Origin of the sequence: Corynebacterium sp. MSK019 (assembly GCF_030232425.1) — a bacterium.
Taxonomy (GTDB): Bacteria; Actinomycetota; Actinomycetes; order Mycobacteriales; family Mycobacteriaceae; genus Corynebacterium; species Corynebacterium jeikeium_D.
On record NZ_JASPJT010000014.1, the window covers coordinates 1 to 18529 of the forward strand.

The 18529-nt window shown below is 58.1% G+C and carries 15 protein-coding genes; 4 read left to right on the forward strand and 11 right to left on the reverse strand.

Features of this window, described 5'->3' with window-relative positions; all coding sequences use genetic code 11:
* Window positions 1-351: 351 nt before the first annotated feature.
* From QP982_RS09495 to QP982_RS09510, 4 genes are all read right to left on the reverse strand, one after another.
* Entirely contained in the window at window positions 352-1224 is an 873-nt protein-coding gene (locus tag QP982_RS09495) for an adenosylcobinamide-GDP ribazoletransferase (protein ID WP_147766790.1), read from the reverse strand.
* Between the two features lie 5 nt (window positions 1225-1229).
* The gene (gene cobT / locus QP982_RS09500; RefSeq protein WP_049190512.1) at window positions 1230-2267 is read right to left on the reverse strand and encodes a nicotinate-nucleotide--dimethylbenzimidazole phosphoribosyltransferase; all 1038 of its coding nucleotides are present in this window, start codon (window positions 2265-2267) and stop codon (window positions 1230-1232) included.
* Window positions 2268-2369: 102 nt separating this feature from the next.
* Window positions 2370-2963: a bifunctional adenosylcobinamide kinase/adenosylcobinamide-phosphate guanylyltransferase gene (locus QP982_RS09505; protein ID WP_049190511.1), complete on the reverse strand. Its 594-nt coding sequence runs from the start codon at window positions 2961-2963 to the stop codon at window positions 2370-2372.
* Between the two features lie 11 nt (window positions 2964-2974).
* On the reverse strand, window positions 2975-3739 hold the full coding sequence (locus QP982_RS09510) for a DUF3043 domain-containing protein (RefSeq protein WP_016423034.1): 765 nt from the start codon (window positions 3737-3739) through the stop codon (window positions 2975-2977).
* A gap of 309 nt (window positions 3740-4048) precedes the next feature.
* Here QP982_RS09510 and QP982_RS09515 point away from each other — a divergent pair, with 309 nt between their 5' ends.
* The gene (locus tag QP982_RS09515; RefSeq protein WP_005512007.1) at window positions 4049-4390 is read left to right on the forward strand and encodes a HesB/IscA family protein; all 342 of its coding nucleotides are present in this window, start codon (window positions 4049-4051) and stop codon (window positions 4388-4390) included.
* 178 nt (window positions 4391-4568) lie between these two features.
* Here the strand turns inward: QP982_RS09515 and asnB are convergent, their stop codons facing one another.
* A complete protein-coding gene (asnB, locus tag QP982_RS09520; protein ID WP_284870467.1) occupies window positions 4569-6494 on the reverse strand; it encodes an asparagine synthase (glutamine-hydrolyzing) in 1926 nt (641 codons plus the stop codon).
* A gap of 499 nt (window positions 6495-6993) precedes the next feature.
* Here asnB and ctaC point away from each other — a divergent pair, with 499 nt between their 5' ends.
* A complete protein-coding gene (ctaC, locus tag QP982_RS09525; RefSeq protein ID WP_256886873.1) occupies window positions 6994-8169 on the forward strand; it encodes an aa3-type cytochrome oxidase subunit II in 1176 nt (391 codons plus the stop codon).
* 35 nt (window positions 8170-8204) lie between these two features.
* Complete coding sequence (gene ctaF, locus QP982_RS09530; protein ID WP_016423031.1) at window positions 8205-8651, forward strand: aa3-type cytochrome oxidase subunit IV; 447 nt, start codon at window positions 8205-8207, stop codon at window positions 8649-8651.
* Window positions 8652-8810: 159 nt separating this feature from the next.
* Here the strand turns inward: ctaF and QP982_RS09535 are convergent, their stop codons facing one another.
* The 5 genes from QP982_RS09535 to ctaE form a co-directional block, all read right to left on the reverse strand.
* Window positions 8811-10538 (reverse strand): ABC-F family ATP-binding cassette domain-containing protein, encoded by a 1728-nt coding sequence (locus QP982_RS09535; protein WP_284870468.1) that lies wholly within the window; start codon window positions 10536-10538, stop codon window positions 8811-8813.
* Window positions 10539-10704: 166 nt separating this feature from the next.
* Window positions 10705-12333 (reverse strand): cytochrome bc1 complex cytochrome b subunit, encoded by a 1629-nt coding sequence (qcrB, locus tag QP982_RS09540; protein ID WP_070603055.1) that lies wholly within the window; start codon window positions 12331-12333, stop codon window positions 10705-10707.
* Window positions 12330-13541, reverse strand: a complete 1212-nt coding sequence (qcrA, locus tag QP982_RS09545) for a cytochrome bc1 complex Rieske iron-sulfur subunit (protein ID WP_126108091.1) — start codon at window positions 13539-13541, stop codon at window positions 12330-12332. Before qcrA ends, qcrB begins: the two co-directional genes overlap by 4 nt.
* Window positions 13538-14428: a cytochrome bc1 complex diheme cytochrome c subunit gene (gene qcrC, locus QP982_RS09550; RefSeq protein WP_016423027.1), complete on the reverse strand. Its 891-nt coding sequence runs from the start codon at window positions 14426-14428 to the stop codon at window positions 13538-13540. Before qcrC ends, qcrA begins: the two co-directional genes overlap by 4 nt.
* A 75-nt stretch (window positions 14429-14503) precedes the next feature.
* Window positions 14504-15118, reverse strand: a complete 615-nt coding sequence (ctaE, locus tag QP982_RS09555) for an aa3-type cytochrome oxidase subunit III (RefSeq protein WP_088611596.1) — start codon at window positions 15116-15118, stop codon at window positions 14504-14506.
* A 537-nt stretch (window positions 15119-15655) separates the two neighbouring features.
* Between ctaE and trpD the strand changes: the two genes are divergently transcribed.
* A complete protein-coding gene (gene trpD / locus QP982_RS09560) occupies window positions 15656-16723 on the forward strand; it encodes an anthranilate phosphoribosyltransferase (RefSeq protein WP_049192934.1) in 1068 nt (355 codons plus the stop codon).
* Here the strand turns inward: trpD and QP982_RS09565 are convergent.
* Window positions 16720-18309 (reverse strand): DEDD exonuclease domain-containing protein, encoded by a 1590-nt coding sequence (locus QP982_RS09565; RefSeq protein WP_284856860.1) that lies wholly within the window; start codon window positions 18307-18309, stop codon window positions 16720-16722. The genes trpD and QP982_RS09565 overlap by 4 nt on opposite strands.
* Window positions 18310-18529: the final 220 nt, after the last annotated feature.

An 18529-nucleotide genomic window follows, 5' to 3' on the forward strand; every position in this document is an offset into this window, starting at 1 on the left:
AACCTCGGCATCCAAAAAGGCTGGATCAAATAACCGCAACACGCCCGGAAAAGACACACTTTTCTTTACTTAACCCCAAACCTGGGAGTGCCACCCCAACAAAGAAAAGCGCGTCCCGTGCATCGCTGCGGCGGGACGCGCTTTTTTAATTAGCTGGGAGGCTAGAAGGTGTGCTCGTTCTTGGCGCCCCGGCAAACGGTCGGCGCAAAATAATTTGGGCGAGCCCCGAAACGAGCCTCCTGTACTCCGCCTTCCCGGCGGTGTGCCCTCAGAATACGTCCGCGTCAAAGCGACCGTCAATAGTTCTTTTTAAAGAAAACCCCAACGGGGGCAATGCGCGCATTTTCCCTGCTAGAACCCTATGGCAAGTGCCACGGCACAGACAGCGCACGTTATCTCAATGACTGCACCAAACACGTCGCCGTTGACTCCGCCAAACCTCTTCACGCAATGCCGCGTCAGCAGCAGTGTAACGCCAAAGCTCAGTGCACAAGCGACTACGCCCACGAGCCCAACCATCCAGCCCGACACAGCGAGCAGCAGTATCCACCAGCAGGTCACCGTGACTGTGGACTGAGTACCGGCAGTCAGAGAGCCGAAGCCGCTGTTCGAAAAAGGCGGAAAGCCGCGCCAGCAGGCAGTCGTTGCTGCCGCGCGAGAGGCTACAAAAGGCAAGCACAGCGCAACCACACCAGGCCACATCTGACCAGCAGACCACTGCGACAGCACACTAGCCACAATCACGGCAAAAGCAGTCGTCGTCGTCAACATCGTCAGCACGATGGAGCCCACGCCCATTGGGCCGGTGCTCGGATCGCGCAGCACCTCCCGCGCCCCCTCCGGCGGCTTATACGAGCCGAGGGCATCCGCCACATCCGCCAGCCCATCCAGGTGCATCGCGCGGGTCAACATCTGTGCCGCCACCATAGTCAGGGCGCCGCCGAGGAATGGGATGACGTCGTAAAGCGTGGGCGTGCGTGACGACGACGTTGCGAACAGCGCCGCCGTGATGAGAACTGCACCCGCGGCAGGAACGAGCCCAGCTACTGGCAGTGCGGCGATGGCGCGACGGCCGGTGATGCGGTCGAACACGCTCGCGCCTTTGAAGGGCAGGATGGTGAGCCAGGACAGGGCAGTGGTGATGGCCTCAGCGACGGCATTGCCGTGAGCAGAGGGATCGCCGTCGAGGTTGTCCTGGCGAGACGGGCCGGCTTTGTCGGACAAGTCGATTAGTCCTTGGTGCTTACGCCTGCGTCGGCGAAAGTAGCCATGTTGCGCAGGACCGATACGCCGGACTTGACCAGCGGTAGGGCAGCGACGGCGCCGGAGCCTTCGCCAAGACGCATCCCGTATTCGAGAAGTGGTTCCTTATCCAGGTGTCGAAGGGCAAGCGCGTGCGCGGGCTCTGCCGACTTGTGGCCGGCGACCCACCAATCGCGGGCGCCCGGAGCGAGCTGGTCAGCCAGCAGAGCAGCGGATGTGACAACCACTCCGTCCAAAATCACAGGAGTGCGACGAACCGCTGCTTGCGCCAAGAACGCGGCCATCACGGTCATATCCGGCGAGGAAATACGACGGAGCACCTCAACCGGGTCATTGCGCAGGCGACGCACGCGGAACATGGCATCGCGTACGGCAGCGACCTTGAGCTTCCACCCCTCGTCATCAATGCCAGTGCCTCGGCCGACGACGACCACCGGTTCGGAGTTGGTCACGGCACCAATCAGCGCCGCGGCTGGAGTGGTGTTTCCGATGCCCAGGTCGCCGGCAATGAGCAGGTCAGCGCCTTCATCAACGGCGGCGTCGGCAATCGCGATGCCCGTGCGGATGGCCTTATCGACCTCCTCCTCGCTCATCGCATCCTCGCGGTCGATAGAACCACAGCTGCGACGGATACGGTATGGCCCTTCGGCATCGTGGTCGAGGGAAATGTCCACACCGGTAACAGTGGCTCCCGCGATGTCAGCGATAGCGTTCACGCCGGCACCCTTTGCCTCGATATTGGCAAGCATCTGAATAGACACCTCGGACGGGTACGCGGACACCCCGCCCTGGGCAACACCGTGGTCACCAGCGAAGACATAAACACGACAATCGTCCAGGTCACGCGGAGGGCATTCTCCCTGACACGCCGAAATCCAAATGCCGAGTTCTTCCAACCGGCCAAGTGAGCCTGCGGGTTTAGTCAACTGCTCATGGCGCGCGCGGGCGGCCTGTTCAGTCTCTTCGTCAGGGCGTGCTACCGGTCCAAAATAATCCGCGTTCATACTCTCAAACGCTACCCGAAAACGATTTGTCTACCGACCATTGGTGCACAGCTATTCGCATTGCTAGGCAGACCGTCATAGGGGAAGCGGCGTGGAGTGAATCTAGTTCGCCGCCTTGACTTCCATGGGGCAGCCAGCCACAACTAGGACAACACGATCACAGACAGCTGCGAGCTGTTGGTTGAGAAGGCCAATTTCATCACGGAAAAGCCGCCCTGAGCGGTGTTCGGGAATGACACCGAAGCCCACTTCGGGCGACACAATGAACAGGTCGGAATCTGCGGGGAAGTTGCGCACGGCGTCGACAAGCGAGTGCGTCCACGGCGCGACGCTGCCCCTCGGCGCCTCCCACAGCCCCTGCGCGTCGATGATGTGCGTCAGCCAGGTGCCGACATCGTCCAGCAGCATGCGCCGCTCCGGCGACGCGAGAGCTTCCACCGCATCGACGTCATCAACCGTGTGCCAGGCCACTCCGTGCTCTTTTGCCTGTGCTTGACGACGAATGCGGTGCTCCTCGACCCTGGAGTGAAAATCGCTATCACCGGGCCAGGGCCGTGCTGTTGCGATGTAATGCAACACCGTTGAGGCTGCAGCATCTGAGGCACCGCCGGTTGAGGCTGCGGCGGTGGCCAGCAGCTCGTGCTCAGCCCATGAGGACTTGCCTGAGCGGGCGCCACCGAGAACCAAAGTGCGCATGGCAGATGAGGCTACTTGATTTCGTCGCCGATGTTGACCTGCGGACGCGGAGTACGCAGACGACGCGGCTGAGAAGCGCGGGAGTAAGCGTAGAAGCCCAGTCCCCAGGCCCCTTCGGTGGTCTTCGGGAAGCGCTCACGCGTCAACTTGATGGCACGGCGGCCGATGTAAATGCCCTCGATAATCAGGGCGATGATGAGAACCATCGCGATGAGAGATGCGATGTTGGCCAGCTTCGGCAGGGAAGTGCCAATCATCATAATCAGCAGCAGAATCAGCGCGAACGGGAGGAACACGTTAGCGAGGAAGCGACGGGAATCAACCCAGTCGCGGACAAACTTGCGCTCAGCGCCCTGGTCGCGTGGCAGCATGTAGCGCGGATCGCCGGCGGCCATGCGCTCGTCGGCAATGCGACGCTGCTCACGTCGCTCTGCTCGCTCGCGTGCCTTGGCGGCCTTGAGCTCTTCCTTGGACATGGAAGCCTTGAGCTCCTTGCGGCGCTGGCGAGCTTCCTTAGCGGTCAGCGGCGCCTCGACCGGGCCACGGCGGATGCCGCGTTCGCGCTCAACCTCGTTGCGCTTCGGAGTGGGGCGCCCCTTCTTGGGAGTAAAAGCACCGCTGTGCTTCTTCTCGGGCTGCTGAGACTCCGAAGCGGTGCCCTTGGCCCCGCTGGATGCGGTCGCGTCGGTGGCTACGTCTCCGGCGTTGGTTGCGTCAGCGTTAGCTGCCTCAGCTGCCTTGGACTTTTTGTCATTCTTTTTCCACGGTAGATTCACGACCCCAGATTATAAGGTCTTCAAGGTGCTTCCCTAATTAGGTTGCAGGTTGAGGGGCAGGGACGGGGCAAGGGCGAGGTTTTGGGGATGACCGCCGCAGGGGCAGGCGGGAAGAGTGCGCTTGTGGCGTGGGAAGCCGTGGTGTGGTTGCGATGTGGCGGCAAAAAGAGACTTCCGAAAAAGAGAAAGAAAAAGAGAACCCAGAATTGGGAATTAAAGACTGGCCGGTAAGGTTGTGATAAATAATGACGTAGCCGACCTTGGGGTCGACTCGCATACTTAAACACTTCAACAAGGAGGACACGCGCTATGACTACTGCTCAGAGCACTGGCGTTACCCTGACCGAAGCTGCGGCTGCCAAGGCAAAGGCACTTCTGGACCAAGAAGGTGCCACCGACCTGGCACTGCGTATTTCCGTGGCTCCGGGCGGCTGTGCCGGCCTGCGCTACCAGCTCTACTTCGATGACCGCAGCCTCGACGGCGATGTCGCCGAAGTTTTCGGTGGCGTCAAGCTGGTCGTTGATCGCCAGTCGGTTCCGTACCTGTCCGGTGCCACCATCGACTTCGCTGACACCATTGAACAGCAGGGCTTCACCATCGATAACCCGAATGCCACTGGCTCCTGCGCTTGCGGTGACTCCTTCAACTAAGTCATTAGCTGAGCAGAGCTGTCAGCAGACGCTGTGAAAAGCGTCGGATAGTAAAAGGCTCGGACCTCACTCTTGTTAACTGAGTGAGGTCCGAGCCTTTTCTATTGGTTGCCCCAGCTATGGTGGCAGCCTGCCGGGGCAGGATGGGGTTGAGGCGCGGGGACCGTCGTAAAGCGAGCTAGAGCTCGACGGGGTAGTCGCGCTGCTCGATGTCCGGAGTAATGCGGTCTTCGATGAAGATGCCGTGCCAGACCATGAAAGCAAGGATGGTCCAGAGGCGGCGGGAGTGGTCGCGCTCGGTTGGGTGGTGCTCGGCGAGCATCTTGAGCACGGCGTCCTTATTAATGAACTCATCGGTCTGGGACTCGCGGATGATGTCCTCGGCCCAGCCGTGCAGTTCGTCGCCTGCCAGCCAGTGGCGAATCGGCACCGGGAAGCCCAGTTTGCGGCGGTTGAGCACGTGCTCCGGAACAATCTGCTCCATGGCGCGACGCAGTGCGTACTTGGTGGTGCCGTGAGAAACACGCATGTCCACCGGCAGCGTCTGTGCAACGTCGAAGACCACACGGTCGAGGAACGGCACGCGCAGCTCCAGGGAGTTAGCCATGGTGATCTTGTCCGCCTTGACCAGAATGTCGCCACGCAACCAGGTGAACAGATCCAAGTGCTGCATCCGAGTCACCGGGTCCCAGCCTTCAGACTGCGCGTAAATCGGCGCAGTGACATCGCTGTGGTCCCATTCCTTCTTGGCCCACGGCAGCACTTCCTGCAGCTGCTCAAAGTTAAAGGAACGAGCATTGCCGTAGTAGCGCTGTTCCAGCGGAGTAGTGCCTCGCTGCAGGAGCGACTTGCCGCGCATGCCCTCTGGCAGAGCTTCGCCGACCTTAGCCAGACCGCGCAGCAGGGGAGATGGAACCTTGTCGAACGGCTTCAGCGACAGCGGCTCCTTATAAATGGTGTAACCACCAAAGAGCTCGTCTGCGCCCTCACCGGACAGTACGACCTTAACGTGCTTACGAGCCTCTGCGGCCACGAAGTACAGCGGCACCAGTGCAGGGTCAGCTACCGGGTCATCGAGGTACCACATAATCTTCGGAATCGCCCCGGCGAACTCCTCCGGCGAGACGACCTTCACAATGTGCTCGACGCCAATGGCGGCGGCGGACTCGGCAGCCACATCGACCTCGGAGAAGCCCTCGCGCTCGAAGCCAGTGGTAAACGTCAGCAGGTTCGGGTTGTGGCGCTTAGCCAAAGTTGCAATCGCAGTGGAGTCGATACCGCCCGACAGGAACGAGCCCACCGTGACGTCGGCACGCATATGCTTCTCGACGCTGTCCTCCAGCGCACGGGCAATGCGGTCAAAAACATCCTGTTCAGCGCCCTTAGCCACTGGCTGAATCGGGAAATTCGGCTTGAAGTAGCGGGTCTGCTTAACTTCGCCACCAGGCGTAACGATGGCAGTGCAACCCGACTCCAGACGAACGATGTCAGTGTGCAGCGACTCCGGTTCCGGCACGTACTGCAGATCGACGTAGTGCTCCAGTGCGCGCTTATTCAGCTTCTTCGCATCGATGCCCATCTCCGGCGCAGCTTCGAGCAGGGACTTCTTCTCAGAACCGAAAATCGTGCCGCGCTCGGTGGTGGCGTAGTAGAGAGGCTTAATGCCGAACGGATCGCGCGCCAGGAAAAGCTTGCGCTCGACGCTGTCCCAAATAGCAATGCCGAACATGCCGCGCAAGTGCTTTACGACGTCGGCTCCCCAGTGGTGGAACCCAACGACGATAGGTTCGCCATCGCCGGAGGTATTAAAGGCGTAGCCTTCCTTCTCGAGCTGCTCGCGAAGTTCGACGAAATTGTAGATTTCGCCGTTGAAGGTCATGGAGTACCGATTCGGCTGATTTTCTGGTCCCCACTGCAGCGGCTGGTGGCTGTGAGCAATATCAATAATGGATAGGCGGTTGAAGCCGAAAACTGCGTCCTCATCGTGCCACGTGCCTGCATCGTCAGGACCGCGGTGCCGCATGCAGGGCAGAGCCCTTTCGACAACGGGAACGAGCTCCGCTGCGTCAGAATTTGCAGTCAGGATTCCGAGAAGACCACACATGCTTCGTGCGCGCACCTTTCACTTAGTGTCACTTAGTGGATTTTGACGGCTTCGTAGCTAGAGGCTCAGCGCGACTGACTGTCGTCTGAACCGGTGGCCGTGAATGACCGCCGCGTGGCTGAGTAGTTGGGTTGAACCCAGATTGGCGCCACATAGAAATGCTGCACCTACTTTAATGCCTTTTGGGGAAAAGGGAGAATGTCTTAGCTCGCCGTGTCTGTCCTCGGCGCGGGATTATGCGGAGCGGTGTGTGCGTCAGCTCGTGGCGCAAACACTAAAAAATTCATAGCGCTTGGGAGCGTCAACAGGGTGTAACTGGTGAGAATGCCACCCCCGATAGGCGGGTCTTTCTCAGTATTTTATTAGGGGCAGATATACTCAAAGGCACCCCACAGCCATATTTATTGTGGAGAAAGCTTAAGAATCGACTACTCTGCTTGGGTAGGACGAAACCTTAATCGGTTATCGAAAATTGTGTGGATCAGGAAGGCAGACACACGTGAATCAGCGTAGAAAGTTCGGAGTCGCCCGTAAGCTCGGCGTCCTCGGCGTTGCCGCCGGTAGCGCAGCCTTGCTTGCCGGCTGTGATGTTAATCCTCCGGAGAACGGCTTCTTCAAGCTGCTCCGCTTTGGTTGGCCGGAAGGTGTGACCCCGGAAGCACAGTCCATGGGTAACTTCTGGGTTTGGACCTGGGTTGCAGCTTGGATTATCGGCATCATCGTTTGGGGCGTTACCCTTTACTCGATGGCAAACTTCACAGCTAAGAAGGCTGAAAAGAAGGGCAAGGGCGAGTTCCCGCGCCAGACTGCATACAACGTTCCGGTTGAGTTGTCTCTGACCATTCTCCCGATTCTGATCGTGATGACTCTGTTCTTCTTCACGGTTCAGACTCAGGACAAGGTCACTGCCCTGGATAAGGATCCGGAAGTTACCGTCGACGTCACCGGTTTCCAGTGGAACTGGAAGTTCGGTTACGCCAACATTTCCGCTGACCTGATGGGCGGCGAGGAATACAACGGCCGTATTGAGAAGCCGGCTGATGAGCAGTTCTTCACCGAGGGCGGCCACGAGGTTCCGTCCGCTGAGGATCGCGCAAAGCAGAAGGAGCACCCGGTTCACGGACGCTCCAAGGAGAGCCTCGACTACCTGCACTACGACGAGATTGAGACCCTCGGTACCACCGAAGAGGTTCCGGTCCTCGTTGTTCCGGAAGACACTGCAATCCAGTTCGACCTCGCGTCCGCTGACGTGATTCACTCCTTCTGGGTTCCGGAGTTCCTCTTCAAGCGCGACGTGTTCCCGCACCCGGAGGCTAACAAGTCCAACCGTGTCTTCCAGATCGAAAAGATTGACTCGGACAAGATTGCCAACCGACCAGAGGACAACCCGAGCGACAAGGTCAAGAACGCATTCGTTGGCCGTTGTGCCGAGATGTGTGGTACCTACCACGCAATGATGAACTTCGAGATTCGTGCTGTCTCCCGTGAGGCATTCACCGAGTACATCAAGTTCCGCCAGGAGAACCCAGAAGCTACTAACGCTGATGCTCTGAAGCACATCGGTGAGCCGGCATTCGCAGTCTCCACTTCGCCGTTCAACTCCGGTCGTGTCGACACCCGCGACATGGGTGATCGTGGTGCTAACACCATTGACCTGAACGCGACCGCCAAGTAAACCCAGCAAGATTCTTACTTAAAGGAAGTTCTCAAATGAAGTCTGCAGCAAAGCTCTTCTACGGACTTACCGTGTTCCTGGGGTTCATGGCTGTCGTCTACATCTTCGGCACTCAGTACCTCCAGGACACCGGTAACGTCATCAACGAAAGCCAGGGTCGCCTCGAGTGGGCTGGCGCAACCGGCCTGGTCCTCGCAGCTCTGATGACTCTGATGCTCGGTGGATACTTCCACTTCACTGAGCGCCGCTCCGACATCACCCCGGCCGACTTCGAAGAGGCAGAGATTGCCGACGGTGCAGGTACCCTCGGTTTCTTCTCCGCTAGCTCGATTTGGCCGTTCGTGATGACCATGGGCATCCTCCTCATGGGCTACGGCATCGCATTCATGGCCTACTGGCTGATTGTCCTTGGCGCGGTAATTCTGATCGTCTCCGGCACCAAGCTCAACACTCAGTACATCACTCCGCCGGAGAAGCACTAGTCCGAGTGCAATCAGACTGAACCACAGTCGTAGATAACCGAAAAGTCTCTCCCACTAACAAGGGCGTTAGTGGGAGAGACTTTTTTGTTTGGACGAGTTGGGGATCCTAACTGGTGTTACCTCGCCGGTTAGGATCTTTAGTCAATATATGATTCCGCATCAGGCGAATTCGATGGGTTTCTGCCCCTTAGGTAGTTCGATGACCTCACCGTCAGTCACCTGCAGATGACGCGCTTCGAGCGAGTTGATCATGCGGTGATCGTGGGTAATCACAATAATTGTGCCCTCTGCAGATGCGATCGCGTCTTGGACCTGCTCGATTAGATCCACACTCAGATGGTTCGTAGGCTCGTCGAGCAGCAAGATCTCCGGTGGGTTGGCTACGACCAACGCTAACGCCACCCGTCGCTGCTGGCCGATGGAGAGGCTTCCTACCGGGCGATTGGCATCCTTGGGGCTAAGCAACCCAAAGTCGTCGAGAGGCACGCGGGCATTGGGCGCAAGGTCGTACAACTCACGGGCGGACTTCTTTGGGTTTTCCCAGTCTTGTTCCTGGGCCAGCATGGCTACTCGACAGTTCTCGCCGATACGCACCTCGCCAGCCTGCGTCTCAACTTGCCCCATGATCGTCTTAAACAAAGTAGATTTGCCGGCCCCATTAGGGCCGGTGATCACGACCTTGTCGCCGGGACGAATAGTCAGTGAACCAACCCGAATTCGATCTGGGACGACCACACCGCGCATCTTGATGTGAAAATCTTCATCGCTGCCCGAAGCAGCGCGCTTGGTCGGTAAGGGGGCGGTCAACGGGGCATCAAAGCCCAGTAGTGCCGGTGGACGCTCCACACCTTCCTCAATGAGTTCCTCCAGCCGTTGCTTAGCCGAACGCACGCGGCGGGCGATTTGCCGCTCTACACGACCGCCACGGCGGTCATAAGCCATCTTGTTATTGTCCGTCATTTCCCGACCCGGTGAGACCTCACGAGCGCCATTCTCGATGGTGTCTTCCAACCGATTGCGTTCATGCTCCTCCGAGCGCCACTGGTGCTCCCATAGCTCACGCTGGTGGCGACGGTGCTTCGCGTAGTCGGAGTAATTACCACGGAACAGCCCAATACCAGGGCGCCCCGGCACCAAGTCTCCAATTACAGTACAAACGGCATCCAGGAAGTCGCGGTCATGTGTTGCCACCACAACCACTCCAGGGTGGTTCTGGATGGTGTCAATCACGAGCTGGCGACCGCGTTCATCGAGATGGTTGGTGGGCTCGTCGAGAAGCAAAATCTCTGGCTTTCGAATGAGCGTAATTGCGAGCCCCAGCCGCGCCCGCTGCCCGCCGGAAATCTCCGTGGTTAGTTGCTCTGTCAGGGGAGCGCCGTCCGGAGCAGTACCGGTCAGGCCGAGATGGTCGAGCACAATCTCCGCATTATGTTCGGCGTTCCAGTCATCGTGAGCCATGACGTCCGAGAAGGCCTTCGAATACGCCTTCTCTGCCGCCTCAGACTCATCTGGGGTCTTTGCTAAGGCCATCGCCTCAGCTGCTTCTTCTAGCTCCGCTAAACGACGTTTCGAGGGGCCGAGGGCCTCATCGATAAGCATTTGCACCGTGGAGTCGAAAGGCGCTTCCAGCTCCTGAGAGCCGAGCACACGCGTGCCAATATGAGTCACCGTACCGCTCGTGGGCCGACGACGACCCGATAGTAGCCAAAGAAGTGTGGACTTGCCGGCTCCGTTGTCTCCAACCAGACCGAGGACATCGCCGTCGGAAAGCGTGAGCGAGACATCGCGCAGAACAGGCGTGGCCTCGTAGTCGAAGTTGACACCGTTGGCGACAAGCTGTGTGGCGTTGCTCGAAAGATCGGTGGTGGGGCAGGGACTGGTAGACATATGTCCATTTTAGTACTGGTAAACAGCAGATTTGGTATCCGACATATGTGGGGTCAAGGTGAAATCGGAAGAATCTGGGTAACAAAAACCACCCCGGTCGACATCCGAAGTGGATGCGGACCGGGGTGGTCTTATTTGAGCGCAGTAGAAAACCTACCGCGGAGTTTTACTGCTCGAGCTGGCGACGCTCTTCAGCGTTCTGAGCTTCGAGGTCACGGAACATCTGAGCCTGCTGCTCGTGGTTCTCGTGCTCGATACGAGCTGCCTCTTCGGCGAGCTCCGGGGAGTCCGGGCTGAAGAAGCTACCGCGACCCGGGCTACCAGCGGCGCCCAGTTCGTTCATGGTCTTCGGGACGTAAGCACCCTGGTACTCGAGCGGAACGGCGTGGCCGTGCTCGTCGACCGGACCCAGTGGCTGGTGGACCTCGATGAAGGAACCATCAGGCAGCTGGTTGATGATGCCCGTCTCGATGCCGTGCTCCAGGACAGCGCGGTCAGAGCGCTGCAGGCCGATGCAGATTCGGTAAGTGACGAAGTAAGCGATCGGAGGCAGGATGATCAGACCGATACGGCCAACCCAGGTCATCACGTTCAGCGAGATCTGGAAGTGGTATGCGATCAGGTCGTTACCACCGGACAGAGTCAGCAGGGTGTAGAAGACCAAAGCCATGGCACCCAGGCCGGAGCGAACCGGCACGTCGCGCGGACGCTGCAGCAGGTTGTGGTGGGCGTTGTCGCCGGTGATCTTCGCCTCGATGAACGGGTAAGCGAAGAGCAGGACAACCAGAACACCACAGAGCAGGGCGACCCAGAAGACTGCCGGGATCGTGTAAGAGCCCAAGTAGAGCTCCCACGGCGGCATGACACGGGCAGCACCGTCAGTCCACAGCATGTAGATATCCGGCTGGGAACCAGCGGAAACCTGCGCCGGGTTGTACGGGCCAAGGTTCCAAATTGCGTTGATCTGGAAGATACCAGCGAATAGCGCCAGGAAGCCGAACGTAATCAGGCCGAAGGAAACGGACTTGACTGCGAAGATCGGGAGAATACGAACGCCGACGACGTTGTTCTCGGTACGACCTGCGCCAGGGAACTGGGTGTGCTTCTGGTACCAGACCAGAGCCAGGTGAGCGGCAATCAGACCCAGCAGCAGGGCCGGGAGAATCAGCACGTGTGCAATGTACAGGCGCGGGATAATCATGTCACCCGGGAAGTCGCCGTTGAACATCATCCAGTGCAGCCAGGTGCCGATAATCGGCAGACCGATGATGATTGCGGACATAATACGCAGACCAACACCGGAAAGCAGGTCGTCCGGCAGGGAGTAACCCATGAAGCCCTCTGCCACGGACAGCAGCAGGAGGATGGAACCGATGACCCAGTTAGCCTCACGCGGCTTGCGGAATGCGCCGGTGAAGAAGATGCGGAACATGTGCGCCATGATGGACACGGCGAACAGGAGAGCACCCCAGTGGTGAATCTGGCGAATGAACAGGCCACCGCGAACCTCGAAGGAGATCTGCAGGGCGGTCTCGTAGGCGCGAGACATCTCGACACCGTTGAGCGGCGCGTAGGCACCGTCGTAAATGACCTTCGACATCGACGGGTCGAAGAACAGAGTCAGGTAAACACCCGAGAAGAGCAGGACTACGAAGGAGTAGAGTGCAATCTCGCCCAGCAGGAAGGACCAGTGGGTAGGGAATACCTTATTGAGCTGCTTACGCATGCCGCCAGACAGGGTGTAGCGGTCATCCATATTCTTAGCAGCGGTTGCTAGTTTCGTTGGATTACTCATGACTGACGCTCCCAGAATGCCGGACCGACGGGCTCAATGAAGTTGCCCTCTGCGTACATGTAGCCTTCTTCGTCAACGCTGATCGGCAGCTCTGGAAGAGCGCGAGCAGCTGGACCGAAGACCGGCTTGCCGTAGTGCAGTGCATCGAACTGCGACTGGTGGCATGGGCAGAGAATACGGTTCGTCTGCTGTTCGTACAGAGAAGTCGGGCAACCGATGTGTGTACAAATCTTCGAGTAGGCGAAGTAGTCGCCGTAGTGGAAGTCTTCCTGACCCTTGCGCAGGATTGCCTTTTCAGCGTCCTGGGAACGCAGACGGATCAGCATGACCGAGTTGCGGGAGCCGTGAATCGAGTGCATGTGTGCCTCGTAGACATCAGCATCCTTGGAGTACTTGTCGCCGTCGTTGACGTCCTCCTCCGGAAGAGGGAAGACGGTCTCCATGGAACCTGCGGACAGGTCCTCTGGGCGGAGGCGAACCAGGCGGGAAACGCCCTTAGTGGTGTAGCCGTGTACGCCCTCTTCAGCGATAGCGCCGGTGTCGCGACCCAGGTAAACCTTGTGGCCCTTCTCGACGAGAGTCCAGCCGGTGGTCCACAGGGTGCCGTCACCAGTGACGTCAACGTCGTGGCGTGGCTTCCACGGGTTCTTAATCATGCCGCCAAGCGGAAGGATCATGCCGATACCAGCCAGGACGGCGCCGGTACCAAGGAGGCCCTTGATAGCGGAGCGACGACCCAGGGTGGAGGTCTGCCAAGAATCGTTCAGCAGGGCAACGATGGTCTTCTGGTCGACCTCTTCGGACGGACCATCGTGGCGGCGCTGAACCGAAATTTCTTCCGGAATGAAGCGCTTGGTGAACTTAACTGCACCAATACCCAGGGTGACGATGCAGCCACCGATGGTGATACCCAGCAGCGGGGTGTACATGGTGTACAACCACAGACCCTCTTCGCCGTGACCCTTGTAGTGCCACGGGTAGAACAGGTAGATGGCGACGAATGCCAGGCCAAGAATGACCGACAGTGCCAGCCAGATGGTGACACCACGAGCCGCGCGCTTTTCAGCCGGGTCGTTGGCAATCGGGAAGCGTTCCTTGCGGTAAGCAATGGTCACGTCATCGAGTTCAGCACCCAGACGAGCGAGATCCGCATTGCTCATCTTCGACAGCTCTTCGGAGCTGTACTTCTTGTTTTCGTTATTACTCATCGGCGGGATCCAATCCAAAGAGCGGCCGCTACGAGAGCGACAATGCCTACAATCCACATGACAAGGCCCTCAGCAACTGGGCCGATGCCACCAATGCCCCAACCACCCGGGGTCGGAGTTTCCTTGGCGTTCTTGATGTAGGCGATGATGTCCTTCTTCTCGTCAGCAGACAGCTGGCGGTCAGAGAACTTCGGCATATTCTGCGGGCCGGTCAGCATTGCCTGGTAGATTTCCTGCTCATTTGCAGGATCCAGGACCGGTGCGTACTTACCGCTGGACAGTGCGCCGCCACGACCGGTGAAGTTGTGGCAGGATGCACAGTTCAGGCGGAACAGCTCGGAACCGCGAGCAACGTCAGCCTTGTCAAGCTCACCGTTCGGGCCGGCGTTCTTACCGCGTAGCGACTCCATAGCGATGGAGCCGTCCTCGTCGCGGACGATGCCGGCGCCGCCGCCATTAGCCTGGACGTAGGCTGCGATAGCCAGCGTCTGCTCTTCGGAGTAACGCGGGGTCTTACGTGCTGCCTGAGCCTCGTTGCGGAGCATCGGCATACGACCGGAGTGAACCTGGAAGTAAACCGAGCCTTCGCCGACGCCGATCAGCGACTTGCCGCGGTCCTTAACGCCCTGAAGGTTGGCGCCGTGGCAAGTAATACAAGCAACGTCGTAAAGCTCCTTGCCCTGCTGAATCATTGCGGCTTCATCCTGCTGAGCAGTAGCCGTCTGTGCATCAGGGGTCAGAGCATTAGCGAGGAAGCCCGCGCCGGTGAGGGCGAGAGCCATAGCCATAATGCCGGAGGCAGTACGGCGCATCTTGCGGCGGCCCTTTGACTTCGGGGCCGCAGCCAAGGACGTGGTGTCCTTGGTTTCGGAGGTAGTGTTTTCCATCTTTTTCCCTTTAATACTGTTCGTGGAAAGTGGATGGGCTGTAGGCCGTACTAAACAAAGGACGGCCAATACGGCCTACTGGATGAAGTAGATGGTGATAAACAGGCCAATCCACACGACGTCGACGAAGTGCCAGTAGTACGAGACCACGATGGCAGCAGTGGCCTGTGCCGGGGTGAACTTCGCCTTGGAGGTACGGATAAGCACCACAACGAAAGCCAGCACACCCGCGAGGACGTGGGCTGCGTGGAATCCGGTGGTGATGAAGAAGACCGAACCGTAAATGGAGTTCTGAATGGTCAGACCGTGGCTAACCAGTGTGAAGTACTCGTAAGCCTGGCCGACGAGGAAGATTGCACCCAGGGCGGTGGACAGTGCGTACCACTTACGGAGTGCGAAAACGTCGCCACGCTCGGCCGCGAACACGCCCCACTGGGCAGTGAACGAAGACGACACTAGGATCACGGTGATCAATAGTGCGTACGGGACATTGAGGTGGCCGGTACCCCAATCCCACGAATCGCCCTGGCCGTTCGCGCGTGACACGAAGTACATCGCGAACAGACCGGCGAAGAACATTAATTCCTGAGACAGGAACACAATCGTGCCGACACTGACCATATTCGGTCGGTTCAGTGTCGCAGCACGACGTGGTGCTGTCATACCTTGATTTTCAACTGCGCTCGTCACAACTAACAGTATGTACTGTTCTTAAGGAGTAGTCACGTTGCAACCCCCGTTTTTGTATAAAAATTCCTAAAATCCCAGGTCGCGAGGAAAGGTTTCTGAGAATTTCACTAATTTTTCCCCCTGTTGGGAACTTTCCGGTGTCTTTATCCGACGCGGGTGAATTCGAGGGTTTTGTTGTGCCGAGGTGCGTGGTGTCCATCCCCCTGGACTGCCAAGTTCGCCTCCGGTGAACCTGGGTTAGCGATACTGCGGCATCAGCTGTCGGTTAGTTTATCGCAGGTTCGGCTCTGTTTAATATCGTATTTTTCCAGTTGCCCCAATGGGGGTGAGATTTTCGGTGAACGCAAAAGGTGGACCTGGTGATGCGCTGGATATATGGGGGAGGTATCTTGTCTTATTACGTACATCACGGTGGGATTTTTTCAACAGCCCTGTGATGTGGTGCGCCTGGTGGGCGGGATAGCCAGCAGTACCTAGGTGCAGTTGTATTAATAAAGTACGAATACAGACTTGACTATCTAGTGGAAGGGAGTGGCGATGAGCGAGATCGGCGATAAGAGGGCGGTCGAAAACTGGCGCCATGTTCTCTCCACGATTGGCGCTGGCCGCGAAGTTTCCGGTGAGGGCATTCGATTCGCCATGGATCAGATCATGTCCGGTGCTTCCGGAGACGTGCAGACCGCAACGTTTGCTTTCGGTCTCCTCGCCAAGGGGATTACGGCTGCCGAGCTCGATGCTGCGGCTGAGGGCATGCTTTCATTTGCCCGCCCAGTTCATGATCCACAGCTCGCCGGTGTTATTGAGCGCGGTGCAGTCGATATCGTCGGCACCGGTGGTGATGGCGCAAATACCGTCAACATCTCCACGATGTCCATGATTGTTATCGCGGCCAGCGGTGTGCCGGTGCTCAAGCACGGTAACCGCGCGGCTTCCTCGAAGTCGGGCGGAGCTGACATGCTGGAGGCCTTTGGCATCGACATTGAGAACGGTCTCGTTACTTCTCCGGAACATCCGGATTTCTACGTGCGCTTCCTCTTTGCCGCTCGCTTTCATCCGGCCATGCGCTTCGCTGGACCGGTGCGTAAGGAGCTAGCGGTTCCGACAGTCTTCAACCTGTTGGGGCCGCTGACGAATCCAGCACGCCCGCAGGCGAGCTTGATTGGCTGTGCCTTCGAAGATCAGATGGAGACGATGGCGGACACCTTCGCCCGCCGTGGTCAGCGCGCGCTGGTGGTTCGCGGAAGCGATGGCCTCGACGAGATTACCGTTACTGGCCCCACCAAGGTCTTTATTGTGGAAAACGGTGGAGTTGCCGAAGATGTCATCGATCCACATGACTATGGCATGGAGTACTCCGAAATTGACGCGCTGCGTGGCGGTGACCCTGCTTACAACGCTGATGTTGCACGTCGCATTTGGGCTGGCGAGCTCGAAGGCCCAATTCGCGATGCAGTCATCCTTAACTCCGCCGCCGCAATCGCCATTTCGCGTGGTCTGAGTGGCCGTCCACTAAAGGAAGCTATGGCCGACTCCATTGAAGAGGTCAAGGAAACGCTCCAGTCGGGGCTGTGCTTGGACATCCTTACCGCGGCGATGAAGGGTTAAGGTTCGCGTCGCGCTTCACGACGTGCTTGCTGCGCGTCAATTGCCCACTGAAGGTATTTTCCTGCGCCCAGCCTAGGGTAGGAAAACTCGCCTCCGGTGGGCTTTATTCGTACCTCCGGGCGCTGCAGCCATTTCCAGATAATACTGAGTTCATCAATTGATGCTCCTTTATATAAGGAGTCATCTGGAGTGACTGTTTGGGCTGAACTCTCCATGAGGTCGATGATGTAGTTCATATCCGCGCCACGTGGTGCAGTGCTGGCGCCGGCCAACCTGCCATAGCGAATTTCCGCTAGGTGCCAGCCTCCATTGCCATCGGGGAAAGCGGCTTGCAGAGATGGGATGGCTGCAAGCATGCTCAGGCGCTGCTGCTTGTCCAAGCTGATAATGAACTCCGCGGCGCGGTCACGTTGCACTGCCGCGCGTTGGAAGCGGTGTGCTTCGGCAAGTGCTGATATCTCTGCAATCATGTCTGCGATCTCGTCTGCGCCGGTGGTGGAGATCTGAGCGGTTGTTATCGCAAAGTCGTCGTTAAGCGCGGAGAACCTGTCGCGGATGGCAGTAGCGGTGTCGCGCGTGCGGAAAGGACCTAGGCTGCGGGCGTCGGTGACTGCCCGGCTAATCTTGGCAGGCCGACCGGGGCTAGTGGGGACGATGTACCAGCCGCGGGTTGGTTCGGTGCGTTGTCGGTTGTAGGGCGGACGGAGTGCAGAGATCAGACGAGCCTCGCGAATTTCTGCAGCGAAGCCGTGCGGGCACTCGATGATCTCGACGCGTTCGGCTAGAGAGACCATTTCCGTAATCTTGCGACGAGAATCAGTACCGTTGAAATACTGCAGAAGTCTACGTCGCAAATCGAGAGCTGTACCTATATATAAGGGGTCGTCATTTCTTGACCGAAAAACATAGACACCAGGGGTGTGCGGAGCTCCATCGGCAAGGTGCCGTTTAGCACGAACCTCTGGAGCGACGGTGGGCGAGTAGTGCACTAGCTCGGACGCTGTTTGTACTTCATCGCCAGCTAGTCTCTCCACGAGGTAGTGAAGGACGTCGACGGTTGCGATTGCGTCGTCAAGCGCCCGGTGGGTGGGGCGATTCGGAGAACCGACGTACCGTGCGAGCTGTGAGAGCTTGAAACTGCCAACTTGTGAGCGGTCGAGGACGCGACGCGCCAACGTGAGGGTGTCTACGACACTGGGGCTCGGCCAATCTAGGCCCAAATCTGTGCAAGCCTGGCGGAGGAATCCAATATCGAACTTGGCATTATGCGCAACCCAGACGCTTCCCCGGGCAAATTCGAGGAACTGAGTAATAACTGTGCCGAGCTGTGGGGCGGTTTCAACATCGGCGGTAGTGATGCCGGTCAGAGATGTGATGTGGTCGGGGATCTCCATACCGGGGTCGATGAAGCTGGAAAAGGTGCCAATTGTCTTACCGCCACGGGTTTTGATGGCCCCAATTTCAATGATGTGGTCGTTTTTGGCCTTCAATCCGGTCGTTTCCAGGTCTACGACGACAAAGGTGGTGTTGAAAAGAGAATCATCGACGGTGCCTTCGAGAGGGAAGTGCTGTTGTCCTGAATCCACGTCAATAATCCTATGCTGAGCGCTCCTAGTGGTGTTAAAACTGTGAAACTTGAGCAAATTGAGCTGTTGCAAGCTGGAGTGTGACATAAAACACGTTTTGAGCCCGCGATAAAAATGTGTCGACTTTAAGGCATTAAGTGTAAAGTTCTCGGCGGACTTCAAAATGCCAGGTAGTGACACGTTTATCAAACTGTTATTATTCCGCTATAGGGGGAGTGTT

Excerpts from the sequence above, each read along its gene's own strand:
- cobT (WP_049190512.1), bottom strand. The coding sequence starts at position 2,267 with ATGAACGCGGATTATTTTGGACCGGTAGCACGCCCTGACGAAGAGACT.
- QP982_RS09505 (WP_049190511.1), bottom strand. The coding sequence starts at position 2,963 with ATGCGCACTTTGGTTCTCGGTGGCGCCCGCTCAGGCAAGTCCTCATGG.
- QP982_RS09515 (WP_005512007.1), top strand. The coding sequence starts at position 4,049 with ATGACTACTGCTCAGAGCACTGGCGTTACCCTGACCGAAGCTGCGGCT.
- asnB (WP_284870467.1), bottom strand. The coding sequence starts at position 6,494 with ATGTGTGGTCTTCTCGGAATCCTGACTGCAAATTCTGACGCAGCGGAG.
- ctaF (WP_016423031.1), top strand. The coding sequence starts at position 8,205 with ATGAAGTCTGCAGCAAAGCTCTTCTACGGACTTACCGTGTTCCTGGGG.
- QP982_RS09535 (WP_284870468.1), bottom strand. The coding sequence starts at position 10,538 with ATGTCTACCAGTCCCTGCCCCACCACCGATCTTTCGAGCAACGCCACA.
- qcrB (WP_070603055.1), bottom strand. The coding sequence starts at position 12,333 with ATGAGTAATCCAACGAAACTAGCAACCGCTGCTAAGAATATGGATGAC.
- qcrA (WP_126108091.1), bottom strand. The coding sequence starts at position 13,541 with ATGAGTAATAACGAAAACAAGAAGTACAGCTCCGAAGAGCTGTCGAAG.
- qcrC (WP_016423027.1), bottom strand. The coding sequence starts at position 14,428 with ATGGAAAACACTACCTCCGAAACCAAGGACACCACGTCCTTGGCTGCG.
- trpD (WP_049192934.1), top strand. The coding sequence starts at position 15,656 with ATGAGCGAGATCGGCGATAAGAGGGCGGTCGAAAACTGGCGCCATGTT.